Below are 14,513 nucleotides of genomic sequence, written 5' to 3'. Positions count from 1 at the left end.
CGGTTTCGAAAGAAGCCGCCGCGTTGTTCATTTTGACTCAACGTCGAAATAGCTCCGCAAGGGCTTCTTAAATGTCCTCACGCACAATCCTACCGTCGGACGCACCGCGTCTGCAGGGACGTGCCGAGGGAGCCTGACATGGCCAATAAGCCGGAATACGTCGACCTCATCCGCGACGCAACGCGCCAGCGCCGCAAGACTCCACCCGCCAAGATCATCGCCAAGCCCGAACCACCAAAGGAGGAGCGACGGCTGTCGAATTGGCCTCCGGGCCGCTTCGCCAGATGGCGCCTGGAAACGTTGGTGCCGTGGAAATTGTCGGTGAAGAACTGGCAGCTCAAGGACTGGCTCTAACCGCAACGTAGAAGCCGTTGCCCAAACGAGAGAAGGACGCCGGTCGGCGTCCTTCGATGTCTCCGTCAGGCGCTCGGTTCGTCAGTAGTAGCGCCAGTGATGCCGGTGGTGACGATGATGCCACCGGTGATGCGGGCGCCAGTGATGACGGTTCCAGTGCCTGTGGTGGCAGATGCGGCGCGGGCCGTAATAGGTGTAGACGATACGGCAGCGGCGATAGGGATAGTAATAGGCCGTCGTGTAGGTCGGAGTGTAGTAGCTGCGATAGCCGTAGAAGTGCCGGCGGTGATGGTGGAAGTACGGCCGATAGCCGTAATGCGGGCGATGATGATAGCCGCCGCCGTAGAACACCGGTCGCGGGCCTCCGCCGTGAAACGCCGGGCCGCCACCGTGGAACACGGGACGTGGACCGCCCCCGAACGCGTGACCACCTCCGCCATGGAACGCCGGAGCGCCGCCGCCTCTGAACATGGCGCCGCCACCGTGGAAGGCCGGTCCACCGCCGCCGCCGTGAAAGGCCGGGCCTGCGCGGAAGCCGCCACCGCCGCCACCATGGAAGCCGCCACCTCCACCGCCATGGAAGCCGCCGCCATGATGTCCGCCACCGCCGCCATGACCACCAGGGCCGGGGCCACGCACCTGAACGGTCAGAGCGTCAGACGGCGCCTGTGTCGCAGGTCCGGCGCCTGGCGCTATTGGAGACATGGCTGACGCGGGACGACCGGACGCACCCGCCAAGACAAACAACGCTGCCGCCGCAAGACTGAGGCGACGAGCAAGACCAGCGCGCTGGTCCTTCATCCTCATCATGGTCCCTTCTCCCTGAATGCTGTGTGCAACGATGGACCCATGCAGCGCCGATGCTGGTCGTCCGATCGGTGGATTGGCGCACCCCCGACATGAACGTAGAGATAGCGACGTGAATGCGGCATGAATGATGCACGCAGCGCGCGCATCTGCGGCGTGGCGTCGCGGCAAAGGAGATGACGGATGAGCGTCGACGCCTTTCGGAAGCGTTTCGTCACGCGGCCGCGCCGCGAACGACATGTGTGTCGCAGCTTGTGCTTCTAGTCGAAGAATGGAGTGACCAGAATGAACGCCCCCGGCCGATAGGCCGGTGCGTAATCCGTCGGACGGCCGTGATATCGAGGCGTGACCGTTGCTGCCTTGGCAGATCTCCGCGCACCGAATTGCCGTTCCGCGAGGACATGCGCAGCGATCGCCCGACGACCGGATGGCCATCCGTCGCTGGCCGCTGCGACGGGAGACGTTGCCGCTGAGCTTGCGAGCAGAATCGCCGCCGTGACGATGCCGAGCCAAGCCTTGTTGATCGAAACCTTGTTGATCGGGACCTTTTTGGTCGACACGTTCTTGGTCGACGACGGTGTCCCGATCGACGCGTTGGTGACTGACGCTGTCATGGCACCCCCTTGGCACCCTCTTGCCAGCCCCCTGTCAGCAGACAGGCCCGCATCGCGGGCCTGCTGACTTCTATCATCCCATCGATCCTGCGGGGAAGCGCAGTTCACCAGCGGCCGTGGTGGTGGCGGCGACCGTAATGGTGGCCACGCCAATGGTGGCGCGGATAGTAGTGATAGCGGGGATAGTAATGGCGCCGGGGATGCCAATGGCGCCGGCCATGCCAGTGTGCCTGGGTCGTCTCCTGCGCCGTGCCCTGCTGCACTGCCGTCGCGGCGCCCGGATTGATCAGCGACAGCGCCTCTGCGCGGTGCGCAGGCGCGGCGAACGCCAGCACGGCGCCAACCGCCGCGATGCCCAACAGCTTCATCACAGTCATGAACTTCTCCTTCGATCGCCTGACATCACGTCGGGCACCGAGCTCCGCCTACTCATGACGGTCGCCGCGGCACGACGCAGATCAGTCTCGAACGAGCGACGTGAATGGGACATGAAGACCTGCGCCGGAGCAGAATGCCGAAACGCCGCGCGCGGTTCCGCCGCACCGCGCGACATATCGGCACTGTGTCGGCATCGTCACGCTGGAACTGGCAAGGCCACTCGCGCGAGCCGGTGCACGAAGCGACGCCTCACCCACGCCGCCAGACGCAGCTCATTTGCGGGACGATCACGGTGCCGCTGGGCCGGCGCTCCTGCACATAGGTCGCGTCACAAACCCGCACCGCGTTCGGCCCCGGATTGTACCGCGGCACCACGTCGGGCTGCCAATGCCCCTCGTCACGCGGATAGATGGGAATGCGGCGCGACCGTCGCTGCGCAGAGAGATCTGTCACCTGATCGCTCCGAGTCGCCTGGACCTGCGCGCCGGCCGCCTGTCCGGCCTGCGCTCCGGCCGAAATCGAGATCACGACCGCCGCGGCCAGCGCCGTTCCGGCCAGCATCATCGACATCTGTCTCATGCGTCCCCCAAACCCAAATCGCGCCGCGACGGTGCGCCGTTTTCACCCCTCGCGTCAACGGTTGCCGCCACACATGTCATAGAACCAAGGTGCAAGATGATCAAAGCCGGGCTAGAAGGCGGCAATGTGGACAGATCTGAAAGCCCCCTCGCTCGCCGACATGGAAGCCATGGCACATGAGGTGTTCGAGCGGCTGCCCGCGCATTTCCGCAGGATGTGCGAGGGCGTCATCATCCGGATCGACGACTTCCCCACCGAGGAGGTGCTCGACGAGATGGACGCCGAGAGCGAGTTCGACCTGCTCGGCCTGTTCCAGGGCACCGGGCTGCCGTTCCGCAGCAATGACGACCTGCCGCGCCTGCCCAACATGATCTGGCTCTACCGCCGGCCGATCCTCGACTACTGGGCCGAGCACGACGAGAGCCTCGGCCACATCGTCCGCCACGTGCTGATTCACGAGATCGGCCACCATTTCGGAATGTCAGACGACGACATGGAAGCCATCGAGGCGGCCGCCGACTGAGCCGCCGGACTGGGCGTCCCGGGGATTTTGACTTTATCCGCCCGGCCAATCGGGCTAAACAGCGGCCTGCTTGAATTCTCGAAGGTGCTCCCCGATGGACAAGTTCACCACGCTGGAAGGCGTCGCCGCGCCGCTGAAGATCATCAATGTCGACACCGACATGATCATCCCCAAGCAGTACCTGAAGACCATCAAGCGCACCGGCCTCGGCAAGGGCCTGTTCTCGGAGCAGCGCTACAAGGACGACGGCAGCGAGAATCCGGATTTCGTGCTCAACCAGCCGGCCTACCGCAATTCCAAGATCCTGGTCGCCGGCGACAATTTCGGCTGCGGTTCGAGCCGCGAGCACGCCCCCTGGGCGCTGCTCGACTTCGGCATCCGCTGCGTGATCTCGACCTCGTTCGGCGACATTTTCTACAATAACTGCTTCAAGAACGGCATTCTTCCGATCCGCGTGTCCCAAGCCGATCTCGACAAGCTGTTCGACGACGCCGAGCGCGGCGCCAACGCGACCTTGACGGTCGACCTCGCCGCCCAGGAAATCCGCGGTCCCGACGGCGGCACGGTCAAGTTCGAGATCGACCCGTTCCGCAAGCACTGCCTGCTCAACGGGCTCGACGACATCGGCCTGACGCTGGAGAAGAAGGCCTCGATCGACAGCTACGAGGCCAAGCTCACCGAGCGCGCCTGGGCCTGATCCCGCGCTCAACGCCAGAGTTCGCGGGCCCCCGGACCAGGCGTCCGGGGCCTTGTTTCGAGTCCCCCGCCCAGCACAGGTCTGCCATTGACGCGCGTCTTGCCCGAGGTCGTGACGTTCTGGCGCGGACCGCTCGATCGGCTGCGGCAGACCTGCCTGCGTTCGCAACTCGCGGCCGGCCACAAGGTCACGGTCTACAGCTTCGATCCCCTGCCCGGATTGCCCGACGGCGTCGGCAATGCCGAGGCCGAGGCGATCCTGCCTTATGCGTTCTCCGAACGTCTGAGGCCGCCGCAACCGGATGGCAGCTGGCGCGACTGGACCACCTTGCAGTTCAGTGACTTCTTCCGCATGCGGCTGATGGCGCAGCGCGCCGGCCTGTGGCTCGACGCCGACGTCCTGCTGCTGCGGCCGGTCGAGATCGATCCCGCACGGCCCACTTTCGCCTGGGAGCGGCCGCGGCAGCTCGGCAATTCCGTGCTGTATCTGCCGCCGGACGACCCGATCGTCGGCGAATTCACCGCGCTGATGGCGCAGCAGGTGCTGACGCCGAACTGGCTCTCGCTCCGCCACCAGATCACCTTCGCGCTCCGCCGTCTGCGCGGCCACTCCGACCGGCTGTCCGACATCCGCGTCGCCATCTTCGGCCCGGCCGCGCTGACGGCGCTGGCCCGCCGTCACGGCTCGCTGCGCCATGCGCTGCCGAAGCGCAGCTTCTATGCCGTGCATGCCGAGCCCAAGGCGTTCTTCGACCCGTCGGATTTCTCCGGTTTGATCAGCGATCCCGGCATCATCGGCCTGCACATCTCGCCCAAGGGCCGCGGCGGCGAGGCGCCCATTCCGGGCAGTCTCTATGCCTGGGCGACGGAACGGTTCGGCACCTGACGGTCTGCGGCCGTGGCAGGGCTGTTCCGCAGCTTGATCTAACGCAACGTCCACGCGGCCACCCGGTGATTGATTGCGGGCAATCATCGGAGACGAGCCATGCCTGCCCAAGCCAAGCCCTATCCCCGCGTTCAATTCCTGATCGACACGTTCGCGCAATGGCTGCGGCACCGTCGCGAGCTCAGCGAGCTGCGGCAGCTCGACCGCGACGATTTCGAGCGCATCGCGATGGACCTGCAGGTCACGCCTTCGGATCTCGACGAGCTGGTCCGCCACGGCGAGCACGCCGCCGATGAGCTGCCCTTGATGCTGAAGGCGCTCGGCATCGACGAGGCCGCGCTGGGGCGTGCCGAGCCGCTGGTGTTGCGCGACATGGAGCGGGTCTGCGCCATGTGCAAGGACAAGCCGCGCTGCCACCGCGATCTCGCGGCGGGCACCAGCGGCGCGCACTACGAGGAGTACTGCCTCAACGCGCCGACCATCGACCGCCTGGGTGCCGGCGCGGTCAAGCACTGATCGCCTCCTCCCCATCCTACGTCAGCGGAGCGACGCGATGAGCCTGCCGAATCTGCACCGCAACACCTGGCTCCACATCGGCGCCGCGCTGCTGCTCGCGCTCGTCGCGATGCTGCTGATCCGGCTGCACTATGCCAACGGCGCCACGCCGGCCGCGGACAGCGTGCAGGCGGGTCGCAGGCTGGCCGAGGCCTGGTGCAGCCCCTGCCACGCCATCGACGCGAACGGCGCGCGCAACCAGACCACCACGGCGCCGGATTTCGTCGCCGTCGCCAACATGCCCTCGACCACCGAGCTGGCGCTCAAGGTCTTCCTGCAGAGCAGCCACCCGACGATGCCCAACGTCATCCTGACGGCCGAGCAGCGCGGCGACCTCGTCAACTACATCCTCAGCCTCAAGCGCAGCTGACGATCACTTCACTTCCCCGCCGCCGCGATGGCGTCCGCAATCGCGATCGTCCGCCGGGCCATCTCGGCGTGCAGCCGCTCGACCATGCGGCCGTCGATCTGGATCGCGCCGCGCGAGGCATTCTCGGGCAACTCGAACGCCGCGATGATCTTGCGGGCCTCGGCGACCTCGGCCGCCGGCGGCGTGAAGATCGCGTTGCAGGCGTCGATCTGTCCCGGGTGGATCAGTGTCTTGCCGTCAAAGCCGAGATCGCGGGCCTGGATGCATTCCTGCGAGAAGCCATCGGCATTGGCGAAATCGCTGTAGGGACCATCGAGAATTTCCAGCCCGTGCGCGCGCGTCGCCAGGATGCAATGGCTGATCATCGGCAGCATCGTCGCGCGGCCCGGCAGCATCCGGATGCGCGTCTCGCGCGAAATGTCGTTCGGTCCGAACACGAAGCCGGCAAGCCGTGAGCCTTCCTCATGCACGGTGGCCGCGAGGCGGTCCGCATCGAGCACGGCGCGCGCGGTCTCGATCATCGCCCACACTTTCAGCGCCGGATCGGCGCCGACCTCGGCAAGGCGGCTGGTCACCATGCGCAGATCCTCGACGGTCGAGACCTTGGGAACCAGGATGCCGTCGGTCGCGGTCTGGCCGGCCATCGCGACGTCGTCGCTCCACCAGGACGTGTCCAGGCTGTTGATACGAATCAGGAGCTCGCGCTTGCCGTAGCCATCGGCGGCCACCGCCTTGGCGATCTGCTCGCGCGCCGCAGCCTTGGCGTCCGGCGCCACCGAATCCTCGAGATCGAGGATCAGGCCGTCGGCCGGCAGGTTCCGCCCCTTCTCGAGCGCCCGCGCATTGGAGCCGGGCATGAACAGGAGGCTGCGGCGCGGGCGGATCATGTCGGCGTTTCCCTTGGTTTATGGCGGCGGCCCGCGATACCATTTCGCCCGCCGGGCCGAAAGGCTTGTTCCCGCTGGCCGCATGTGTTTAGGCAAGGCCCATGATCTCGTTTCCGCAACGTCTGCTCGAAGGCTATCGCGCCTTCACCACCCAGCGCCTCCCCACCGAACAGAGCCGCTATCTGGAGCTGTCCGAGCGCGGCCAGTCGCCCGAAGTCATGGTGATCGGCTGCTGCGATTCCCGCGTCTCGCCCGAGGTGATCTTCGACGTCGGGCCGGGCGAACTGTTCGTGCTTCGGAACATCGCCAATCTGGTGCCGATCTATCAGCCCGACGCCAACGCCCACGGCGTCTCGGCGGCGCTGGAATATGCCGTCACGGTGCTGAAGGTGAAGCACATCGTGATCCTTGGCCATGCCCAGTGCGGCGGCATCCGCGCCTTCGTCGACAAGGCGGCGCCGCTGTCGCCGGGCGACTTCATCGGCCGCTGGATGTCGATGTTCATCAAGCCCGGCGAGGTCGTCGAGCAGCGCGACCATGAGAGCTTTCAGGACTTCGTCACCCGGATCGAGAAGGCCGCGGTGTTCCGCAGCCTCGAGAACCTCATGACGTTCCCGTTCGTGCGCAGCCGGGTCGAGGCGGGCGACCTGCAACTGCACGGCGCCTATTTCGGGGTGTCCGAGGGCTCGCTGTTCGTGCTCGACAAGGCGAGCAAGGAATTCAAGAGCGCACGCGCCGGCGAGTAGCGAATAGGGAGTAGCGAGTGGTTCGATTACCCCATTCGCCATTGGCTACTCGCCATTCGCCCCTCGTCAATGTCCGCCCGACCACCGGTCGGACAGCGCCAGCATCACCGTCGACACCACGAAGGTCATGTGCACGCCGACCAGCCAGCCGAGCTTGACCGAGTCGTAGCCGGCGTCGAGATTCATGAAGGCCTTCAGCAACTGAATGGCCGAAATCGCGACGATCGAGGCCAGCAGCTTCTGCTTCAGCCCGGCGAAGTCGACCTTGGTCATCCATTCCGGCCAGTCCGGATGGCCGCCGGGATCGATGCGCGAGACGAAATTCTCGTAGCCCGAGAACACCACGATCAGCACGAGATTGCCGGTGAGGCAGACGTCGATCAGGCTGAGCACGCCGAGGATGATGTCGCTCTCCTTGGCGGTGGGCAGATGGACGACGCTCTCCCACAGCAGCAGCGCGAATTTGAACAGCAGCACCACGAGGCTGACAACGAGGCCGACATAGAACGGCGCCATCAGCCAGCGGCTCTTGAACAGGAAGCCTTCGAGCCCGCGCTCGAGCGGACCGGGCGCGTGCTTGGCCGGCACCGGCGCTTCCGTCGACTCGGTCTTACTGCTTTCAGCCAATTTCGACCCCACCCGAATCCGCTCGGTCATTCCACCGGGACTCGCCCGCAAACGACCCTTCTGATCAGTTACGCCGTCATGCCCGGGCTTGTCCCGGCCATGACGACTTAGAGACAGACGATCCCCAAACTTCCATTGTCATATGCGACGGCCATGATGCTTACCCGGGCGACGGCGCACCGTCAGTCTCTCAGGCCGCCTTCTTCTTGGCGGTGATCAGTTTGCGGTAGATCAGCACTTCGGCGATCTGGATCGCGTTCAGCGCGGCGCCCTTGCGCAAATTGTCGGACACGCACCAGAAGGCGAGGCCGTTCTCGACGGTGCCATCCTCGCGGATGCGGCTGATGTAGGTGGCGTCCTCGCCGGCGGCCTCGTAGGGCGTCACGTAGCCGCCCGGCTCATGCTTGTCGATCACGAGACAGCCCGGCGCGTTGCGCAGGATGTTGCGCGCCTCGTCAGCGGTGATCGGATTCTCGAACTCGACATTAACCGCCTCGGAGTGGCCGACGAACACCGGCACGCGCACGCAGGTCGCGGTCAGCTTGATCTTCGGATCGAGGATCTTCTTGGTCTCCGCCATCATCTTCCACTCTTCCTTGGTGAAGCCGTCTTCCATGAAGACGTCGATCTGCGGAATGACGTTGAAGGCGATGCGCTTGGGGAACTTGTTGTTGACGAGTTCGTCGTTGGTGTAGACGGCCTTGGTCTGCGAGAACAATTCGTCCATCGCATCCTTGCCGGCGCCGGACACCGACTGATAGGTCGAGACCACAACGCGCTTGATCGTGGCCTTGTCGTGCAGCGGCTTCAGCGCGACCACGAGCTGCGCAGTCGAGCAGTTCGGGTTGGCGATGATGTTCTTCTTGTTGAAGCCCGCGGCCGCATCGGCATTCACCTCCGGCACGATCAGCGGCACGTCCGGGTCCATGCGCCAGGCCGAGGAATTGTCGATCACGACACACCCGGCGGCGCCGATCTTCGGCGACCATTCCTTCGAGACCGAGCCGCCCGCGGACATCAGGCAGATGTCGACGTCGGCAAAATCGTAGTGCTCGAGCGCTTTGACCTTCAGGGTGCGGTCGCCATACGACACCTCCACACCGACGCTGCGGCGTGACGCCAGCGCCACGACCTCGTCCACGGGGAATTGGCGCTCATCGAGAATATTGAGCATTTCCCGTCCGACATTGCCGGTCGCGCCGACCACTGCGACTTTGTAACCCATCGTTCACTCTCCGAAGAAATTTGGCCGATCGCGCGTACAAGCGGAAACGGAAGCGGCAGCGCTTCTATGCGAGAAACGTCCCTGACACAACGTTACCACGACGTATCGCATTCGATGCATCCCGATTCGGCCAGAACAGCCGCGACGCCCCGCAATCCTCGCATCTCGCCGGCGCTCAAGGCCGTGGCGGACGAGGTCTGCGGCACCTTTGCGCGCCTGTTTGCCTATGTGGGAGCGCTGGCGTTGATCGCCATGCTCGGCGTCGCCGCCTGGAACCGGCTCGACGCCGGCGACGACACGCCGTCGTCCAGGGCAGGCTGGATGCTTGCCGACGGCGCGGTGCCGGCGTTTTCGCTGCGCCTCACCGACCAGCCCGACAGATCCGCAACCTACACCATGCTGGCCCACCCCGCCGGCGGCCGCAAGGACGTGCTGCGCTGGGGCGAGCCGGCGGACCGGTCGGCGGCCGAGATCGAGATTTACCGGATCGGACCGGAGCGCGACGGCATGCGCAACCCGATCGGCGATCTGGCGGCGCGCATGGGGCGTCCTGCGCCCGAGCTCGAGGCGGCCGGCATCATCGACAGCCGGTTTGGCCCGATCAGCCTGTTGCGTCAGGCCGGCGCTCCGGACGGCCCGGGCGCCTGCCTGGGCTTTCTGAAGACCATCGCCGTGCCGGCGCTGCGAATCTCCGGCTGGTCCTGCCAGGGCGTCGCCCTGCAGACCCGGCGCGCCGCCGTCGGCTGCATGCTCAACCGCCTGACCCTGCTGTCGCCGTCCGGCCATGATGCCGCCCTGACCGAGCTGTTCGCCCAGGCCGAGCCGCGGCGCGCCGATTGCGACGCGACGGGGGTAGCCAAGACGCTCAACGACTGGATCACGGCCCTCGACAATCCCCGGCTGCGCGGCACCTTCTGAGCGGCGATTTGCGTCCGCATGTTGCCGGCGACTGCGAGGCCACGATCGGACATCATCCGCCCCCGGCAAGTGACGGATTTTGATGCAACTTTCCCGCCACAGCCGGAATTTATCTTCGGCGGCGTCGCGGGAATGACCTTGTGATGCCACAGCCGACCCAGATATTGTGCGGGCCAAATCATGCGCATGGCGAGCGCCCGCCCCGTTTGGCGCCAGGAAGAGGACGTGATGATTGAATTTTCTTCTGCGACCCGGGTCATGACCTTGGCGGTGATCGCCGCGACCGGTCTTGCCATCACGACTCTTGCCGTCACCTCCGCCGATGCCGCCCCCGCCAAGCGTCGCTCGACGGTGGTCTACTCCAACGGACCGAACTATTCCTACCAGTCCGGCCCGCGCACCCGCATCTATGTGAGCAAGCGCTCCTGGCTGGACGGCGGCACCGAGGTGCTGCCGGGCGACCGCAAGTTCAGCGACTACGCCTTCCCGCCCGCGGTTGGCTATCCGTCCTTTGCCCGCGAAAACCTGAACCGCCCGATCGACCGCCAGCCGCTGATGGCGCCGTCCGATCTCGGCGGCTACCCGACCCGGATTCCGATCCCCTACTGAGGGCTGTGGCGTCATTCGAACACCCAATCCGATGATTTAAGGCCGGGCTCCGCCCGGCTTTTTCGTTTGTGAGCAGGCCATCGACATCGCTCTTGCCTCCCGGCATTGCGAGGAACGCAGCGACCAAAGACGCCGACATGCAATCTCGTTCTCGCGGCGCTCTGGCGTCCGAGTGATCCGGTACATTCGCCCTCATCGGAAGCAAGGGCGCAGGGAAGGCCGAGCCTCGGCTGAGGCCCGTGGCCCCCGTGCGAAAAGAATGCACGGGGCAGGAACCACAGGTACAGCCGGCACGACCCGGCCTTCCCTGCACGATGGTTTTCACGCTTACTCTGCGCTCTCCCCGGTGTCCGGCTTGTAGCCACCGTCGTCTTCGGGATCATCGCCCTTCCGACTTGGCGCCAGCATCGGGGCGCCAGGACCACGCAGCTTCACGTCCGCAAGAGCCTCGTTCGTCCGCACGCCGTTGAAGGACGTGCTGCGAGCCCTCGCGGCCACCGCATCCCCGCCTCACGCCTCGTGACGATCGCGAAACGCCCCTTGCCGGCGAAGCGGGATGAGGGGAGGGAAGCATGGATTCTGGAAAGGCGAAAGTGCAATTTTTGGCGTCAGCGGGCTGGATCAACTGATCGGGTTGATCGCACGGGCGAAATGAGTTTTTCGGCGCAGCGGATTTTCAGCTGGAAGATGGGCGATCGGGCGCGCTTGCCGACGCCAATCGCGCAAAACAACGACCTGATTTGCCCGGCGGGCGGCCCACATTGCGTCTCGCAAGAAGGCGCGTTCGAGCCCGTGCTAATGAGTTGATCGAGCTGCATCCCCAGCGACGGTAGGCTCCCCTCCCCCTTGCGGGGAGGGGTTGGGGGTGGGGGTCTCCGGGCGATGCCGTCGATGAGTCCACGTACAAACGAATGGCCGATGCGCTTCAGGAGGAGCGCATCGATGGTGATGATAAACCATGGCTAATCTGGAAAGACGCCATTGCCCCAAGCTCGCTCACTGGGTGGGGACCCCCACCCCCGACCCCTCCCCGCAAGGGGGAGGGGAGCAGAGCGCCCGTGCGGTGACAGCTCGGCTCAAATGAGCATCGCTCCAATCACACCGTGAGCTTCTTACGCCGTGAGCTTCTCCAGCTCCTTGATGATCGCCTCGCCCATCTGTGTGGTCGACGCCGGGGTCGAGCCCTCGGCCTTGATGTCGGCGGTGCGCAGGCCCGAGGCGAGCACGGCGGCAATCGCGTTGTCGAGCTTGTCGGCGAGCGCGCCCATGTCGAAGGAGTAGCGCAGCGCCATGCCGAACGAGGTCAGCATCGCGATCGGATTCGCCAGGCCCTTGCCGGCGATGTCGGGCGCCGAGCCGTGCACCGGCTCATAGAGCGCGCGGCGCTTGTGAGTCTTGGCGTCGACCTCGCCGAGCGAGGCCGAGGGCAGCATGCCGAGCGACCCCGTCAGCATCGCCGCGATGTCGGACAGCATGTCGCCGAACAGATTGTCGGTGACGATGACGTCGAACATCTTCGGATACTTCACGAGGTTCATGCCGCCGGAATCGGCGAGCTGGTGCTCGAGCGTGACGTCCTTGTACTCGCGCGCGTGGACGGCCGTGACGACCTCGTTCCAGAGCACGCCCGACTTCATGACGTTGCGCTTCTCCATCGACGTCACCTTGTTGCGGCGCTTGCGCGCGAGGTCGAAGGCGACGCGGGCGATGCGCTCGATCTCATAGGTGTCGTAGACCTGGGTATCGACGGCGCGCTTCTGGCCGTTGCCGAGATCGGTGATGGTCTTGGGCTCGCCGAAATACACGCCGCCGGTGAGCTCGCGCACGATCATGATGTCGAGCCCCTCGACGATCTCGCGCTTCAGGCTGGAAGCATCGGCCAGCGCCGGATAGCACACGGCAGGACGCAGATTCGCGAACAGGCCGAGATCCTTGCGCAGGCGCAACAGGCCGGCCTCGGGGCGCACCTCATAGGGAACGCCGTCCCACTTCGGACCACCGACGGCGCCGAAGATGATGGCGTCGGCCGCTTTGGCCTTGTCCATGTCGGCTTCCGAGATCGACGCGCCATGCGCGTCGTATGCGGCGCCGCCGACCAGGCCCTCTTCGGTCTCGAACGAAGCAAGTCCCTTGCCGTTGAGCCAGCCGATGAGACGCTTCACCTCGGCCATCACTTCGGGGCCGATGCCGTCGCCGGGCAGCAGCAGGAGCTTCTGGGTCGCCATGGTCGTTATCCTCGCGTGGGTCGTTGTCATGACCGGTCTCGTCCGGCCATCCGCGCCCGTGCTCTGGCGAGCGGACAGGACGAGGATGCCCGGTGCAAGTCCGGGCTGACGAAGAGCGGCTTTAAAATCCGCGCGGAGTGCTAAAGCGCTCCTGCGCCCTTGGCAAGCCACCATTGCCGCAGCACGTCTTCTGTACCGGCAGACCGGGCTGTAATGTGCTCGAAATCCGCGGCCGGACAGCATGAATGGCCCGACCTTCGTGGCGCCGGAGCATTTCTTGCCGATCCCCCCATCCGCCCCGCTTCCGGCCCGTCCGGCGCTGACCAATCTCACACTGTCGCTCGGGCCCATCATCGGTCTCGGCATCGGCCGCTTCGCCTATGCGCTGGTGCTGCCGGACATGCGGGACAGCCTGCACTGGTCATATTCGGCGGCGGGCTTCATGAACACGGTCAATGCCGCCGGCTATCTGATCGGCGCCCTGATCGCGGCGCCGCTGGCCAGACGCTTCGGCGGGCTGGCGGCTGTGCGCGGGGGAACGCTGGCTGCGCTGGCCTCGCTCGTGGTGTGCGCCATGACCGGCGACTTCACAGCCCTCAGTCTGGCCCGGCTGGTGACGGGGATCGGCGCCGGCGTGGCCCTCGTCGCCGGCGGTGCCGTGGCGGCGCGGGTCGCCTTGGCGCGGCCGGCGCAGGCCAGCTTCGTGCTCAGCCTGTTCTATGCCGGTCCGCCGCTTGGCATCGTCATCTCCGGCCTGATCGCGCCGTTCGTGCTGCAGGCGTTCGGGCCGGGCTCCTGGTGGATCGTGTGGGCGGTGCTCGCAGGCGTCGGCGCGGCGCTGATCGTGCCGCTGCTGCTGATGCCGATCCCGGCGAACGCGACGGCGACGGAGAGCCGCGCGGATCGCGTGTCGCTGCGGCCGATGACGATCTATCTGTTCGCCTACTTCCTCTACGGTGCCGGCTACATCGCCTATCTCACCTTCATGATCGCCTATGTCCGCGATCTCGGCGGCGGCGCCGCCGCGCAATCCGGGTTCTGGTGCCTGATCGGGCTCGCCGGATTCACCACGCCCTGGGTGTGGCGCCGCGTGCTGGCGCTCGACCGCGGCGGCTGGCCGACCGCGCTGATCCTTACGATCAACGCCATTGGCGCCGGCCTGCCCGCGCTCAGCCATACGCCGGTCATGCTGACGCTGTCTGCTGCGGTGTTCGGCATCGCGTTCTCGACGGTCACGACGGCGACGACCGCGTTCGTCCGCTTCAACCTGCCGCAGGCCGCCTGGCCGCGCGCGATCGCCGCGCTGACCATTTCATTCGGCGTCGGCCAGACCTTGGGCCCGTTCGCCGTCGGCGCGATCACGGATGCGATGGGCAGTCTGACCTATGCGCTGAACGTCTCGGCCGCGCTGCTGCTGCTGGGAGCCGTGATGGCGGCCTTCCAACACAAGCTGAAGGCCACGGAGCGCTGAAAGCCACAGACCGCGCCTAACCCACGGTGTCGTCCCGGGCTTG

The 14,513-nt window shown here is 65.8% G+C and carries 18 protein-coding genes; 10 read left to right on the top strand and 8 right to left on the bottom strand.

What is annotated here, in order from left to right; genetic code table 11:
* The first annotated feature begins 138 nt into the window (after nt 1-138).
* Nucleotides 139-354, top strand: a complete 216-nt coding sequence (locus tag QXZ94_RS27140; RefSeq protein ID WP_315723566.1) for a hypothetical protein — start codon at nt 139-141, stop codon at nt 352-354.
* 81 nt (nt 355-435) lie between these two features.
* Here QXZ94_RS27140 and QXZ94_RS27135 read toward each other — a convergent pair whose 3' ends face one another.
* The 4 genes from QXZ94_RS27135 to QXZ94_RS27120 form a co-directional block, all read right to left on the bottom strand.
* Entirely contained in the window at nt 436-1,164 is a 729-nt protein-coding gene (locus QXZ94_RS27135; protein ID WP_315723564.1) for a hypothetical protein, read from the bottom strand.
* Between the two features lie 257 nt (nt 1,165-1,421).
* Nucleotides 1,422-1,775 carry a hypothetical protein gene (locus QXZ94_RS27130; RefSeq protein WP_315723562.1) on the bottom strand — a complete coding sequence of 118 codons (354 nt, stop codon included), beginning with the start codon at nt 1,773-1,775 and terminating at the stop codon, nt 1,422-1,424.
* A 104-nt stretch (nt 1,776-1,879) separates the two neighbouring features.
* Nucleotides 1,880-2,152, bottom strand: coding sequence for a hypothetical protein (locus tag QXZ94_RS27125; protein WP_315723560.1), 273 nt, complete (start codon nt 2,150-2,152; stop codon nt 1,880-1,882).
* A gap of 250 nt (nt 2,153-2,402) precedes the next feature.
* Entirely contained in the window at nt 2,403-2,714 is a 312-nt protein-coding gene (locus QXZ94_RS27120) for a hypothetical protein (RefSeq protein WP_315726542.1), read from the bottom strand.
* 142 nt (nt 2,715-2,856) lie between these two features.
* Here QXZ94_RS27120 and QXZ94_RS27115 point away from each other — a divergent pair, with 142 nt between their 5' ends.
* From QXZ94_RS27115 to QXZ94_RS27095, 5 genes are all read left to right on the top strand, one after another.
* Nucleotides 2,857-3,255 carry a metallopeptidase family protein gene (locus tag QXZ94_RS27115; RefSeq protein ID WP_315723558.1) on the top strand — a complete coding sequence of 133 codons (399 nt, stop codon included), beginning with the start codon at nt 2,857-2,859 and terminating at the stop codon, nt 3,253-3,255.
* Nucleotides 3,256-3,349: 94 nt separating this feature from the next.
* Complete coding sequence (gene leuD, locus QXZ94_RS27110; protein WP_315723556.1) at nt 3,350-3,952, top strand: 3-isopropylmalate dehydratase small subunit; 603 nt, start codon at nt 3,350-3,352, stop codon at nt 3,950-3,952.
* Nucleotides 3,953-4,039: 87 nt separating this feature from the next.
* Complete coding sequence (locus tag QXZ94_RS27105) at nt 4,040-4,837, top strand: hypothetical protein (RefSeq protein ID WP_315723554.1); 798 nt, start codon at nt 4,040-4,042, stop codon at nt 4,835-4,837.
* A 99-nt stretch (nt 4,838-4,936) separates the two neighbouring features.
* Nucleotides 4,937-5,353 carry a hypothetical protein gene (locus QXZ94_RS27100; protein ID WP_315723552.1) on the top strand — a complete coding sequence of 139 codons (417 nt, stop codon included), beginning with the start codon at nt 4,937-4,939 and terminating at the stop codon, nt 5,351-5,353.
* A gap of 37 nt (nt 5,354-5,390) precedes the next feature.
* Nucleotides 5,391-5,762, top strand: a complete 372-nt coding sequence (locus QXZ94_RS27095; protein ID WP_315723550.1) for a cytochrome c — start codon at nt 5,391-5,393, stop codon at nt 5,760-5,762.
* 8 nt (nt 5,763-5,770) lie between these two features.
* Here the strand turns inward: QXZ94_RS27095 and QXZ94_RS27090 are convergent, their stop codons facing one another.
* Complete coding sequence (locus QXZ94_RS27090) at nt 5,771-6,649, bottom strand: CoA ester lyase (RefSeq protein ID WP_315723548.1); 879 nt, start codon at nt 6,647-6,649, stop codon at nt 5,771-5,773.
* 101 nt (nt 6,650-6,750) lie between these two features.
* On the opposite strand from QXZ94_RS27090, the gene QXZ94_RS27085 reads away from it, so the two are divergent.
* A complete protein-coding gene (locus QXZ94_RS27085) occupies nt 6,751-7,395 on the top strand; it encodes a carbonic anhydrase (protein WP_315723546.1) in 645 nt (214 codons plus the stop codon).
* 66 nt (nt 7,396-7,461) lie between these two features.
* On the opposite strand, the gene QXZ94_RS27080 is transcribed toward QXZ94_RS27085, so the two are convergent.
* Together QXZ94_RS27080 and QXZ94_RS27075 are read right to left on the bottom strand one after the other, a co-directional pair.
* Complete coding sequence (locus QXZ94_RS27080; RefSeq protein WP_315723545.1) at nt 7,462-8,022, bottom strand: TIGR00645 family protein; 561 nt, start codon at nt 8,020-8,022, stop codon at nt 7,462-7,464.
* Nucleotides 8,023-8,212: 190 nt separating this feature from the next.
* The gene (locus tag QXZ94_RS27075; RefSeq protein ID WP_315723543.1) at nt 8,213-9,247 is read right to left on the bottom strand and encodes an aspartate-semialdehyde dehydrogenase; all 1,035 of its coding nucleotides are present in this window, start codon (nt 9,245-9,247) and stop codon (nt 8,213-8,215) included.
* Nucleotides 9,248-9,361: 114 nt separating this feature from the next.
* Between QXZ94_RS27075 and QXZ94_RS27070 the strand changes: the two genes are divergently transcribed.
* A complete protein-coding gene (locus tag QXZ94_RS27070; RefSeq protein WP_315723541.1) occupies nt 9,362-10,165 on the top strand; it encodes a hypothetical protein in 804 nt (267 codons plus the stop codon).
* A 228-nt stretch (nt 10,166-10,393) separates the two neighbouring features.
* Nucleotides 10,394-10,774, top strand: a complete 381-nt coding sequence (locus QXZ94_RS27065) for a hypothetical protein (RefSeq protein ID WP_315723539.1) — start codon at nt 10,394-10,396, stop codon at nt 10,772-10,774.
* Nucleotides 10,775-11,886: 1,112 nt separating this feature from the next.
* On the opposite strand, the gene leuB is transcribed toward QXZ94_RS27065, so the two are convergent.
* Entirely contained in the window at nt 11,887-12,999 is a 1,113-nt protein-coding gene (gene leuB, locus QXZ94_RS27060) for a 3-isopropylmalate dehydrogenase (RefSeq protein WP_315723537.1), read from the bottom strand.
* Between the two features lie 277 nt (nt 13,000-13,276).
* On the opposite strand from leuB, the gene QXZ94_RS27055 reads away from it, so the two are divergent.
* Nucleotides 13,277-14,470 (top strand): YbfB/YjiJ family MFS transporter, encoded by a 1,194-nt coding sequence (locus tag QXZ94_RS27055; protein WP_315723535.1) that lies wholly within the window; start codon nt 13,277-13,279, stop codon nt 14,468-14,470.
* The last annotated feature ends 43 nt before the right edge of the window (nt 14,471-14,513 follow it).

It is taken from the genome of Bradyrhizobium sp. SZCCHNS2022 (assembly GCF_032377575.1).
Classification (GTDB): domain Bacteria; phylum Pseudomonadota; class Alphaproteobacteria; order Rhizobiales; family Xanthobacteraceae; genus Bradyrhizobium; species Bradyrhizobium aeschynomenes.
Note: the sequence above shows the minus strand (reverse complement) of the source record. Positions and strands in the feature narration are given on the sequence as shown.

Bases quoted from the DNA above. Each gene is read 5' to 3' on its own strand.
- QXZ94_RS27075 (WP_315723543.1), bottom strand. From the start codon at position 9,247: ATGGGTTACAAAGTCGCAGTGGTCGGCGCGACCGGCAATGTCGGACGG.
- QXZ94_RS27130 (WP_315723562.1), bottom strand. From the start codon at position 1,775: ATGACAGCGTCAGTCACCAACGCGTCGATCGGGACACCGTCGTCGACC.
- leuD (WP_315723556.1), top strand. From the start codon at position 3,350: ATGGACAAGTTCACCACGCTGGAAGGCGTCGCCGCGCCGCTGAAGATC.
- QXZ94_RS27120 (WP_315726542.1), bottom strand. From the start codon at position 2,714: ATGCTGGCCGGAACGGCGCTGGCCGCGGCGGTCGTGATCTCGATTTCG.
- QXZ94_RS27135 (WP_315723564.1), bottom strand. From the start codon at position 1,164: ATGATGAGGATGAAGGACCAGCGCGCTGGTCTTGCTCGTCGCCTCAGT.
- leuB (WP_315723537.1), bottom strand. From the start codon at position 12,999: ATGGCGACCCAGAAGCTCCTGCTGCTGCCCGGCGACGGCATCGGCCCC.
- QXZ94_RS27095 (WP_315723550.1), top strand. From the start codon at position 5,391: ATGAGCCTGCCGAATCTGCACCGCAACACCTGGCTCCACATCGGCGCC.
- QXZ94_RS27140 (WP_315723566.1), top strand. From the start codon at position 139: ATGGCCAATAAGCCGGAATACGTCGACCTCATCCGCGACGCAACGCGC.
- QXZ94_RS27100 (WP_315723552.1), top strand. From the start codon at position 4,937: ATGCCTGCCCAAGCCAAGCCCTATCCCCGCGTTCAATTCCTGATCGAC.
- QXZ94_RS27125 (WP_315723560.1), bottom strand. From the start codon at position 2,152: ATGACTGTGATGAAGCTGTTGGGCATCGCGGCGGTTGGCGCCGTGCTG.
- QXZ94_RS27070 (WP_315723541.1), top strand. From the start codon at position 9,362: ATGCATCCCGATTCGGCCAGAACAGCCGCGACGCCCCGCAATCCTCGC.
- QXZ94_RS27065 (WP_315723539.1), top strand. From the start codon at position 10,394: ATGATTGAATTTTCTTCTGCGACCCGGGTCATGACCTTGGCGGTGATC.
- QXZ94_RS27085 (WP_315723546.1), top strand. From the start codon at position 6,751: ATGATCTCGTTTCCGCAACGTCTGCTCGAAGGCTATCGCGCCTTCACC.
- QXZ94_RS27115 (WP_315723558.1), top strand. From the start codon at position 2,857: ATGTGGACAGATCTGAAAGCCCCCTCGCTCGCCGACATGGAAGCCATG.
- QXZ94_RS27090 (WP_315723548.1), bottom strand. From the start codon at position 6,649: ATGATCCGCCCGCGCCGCAGCCTCCTGTTCATGCCCGGCTCCAATGCG.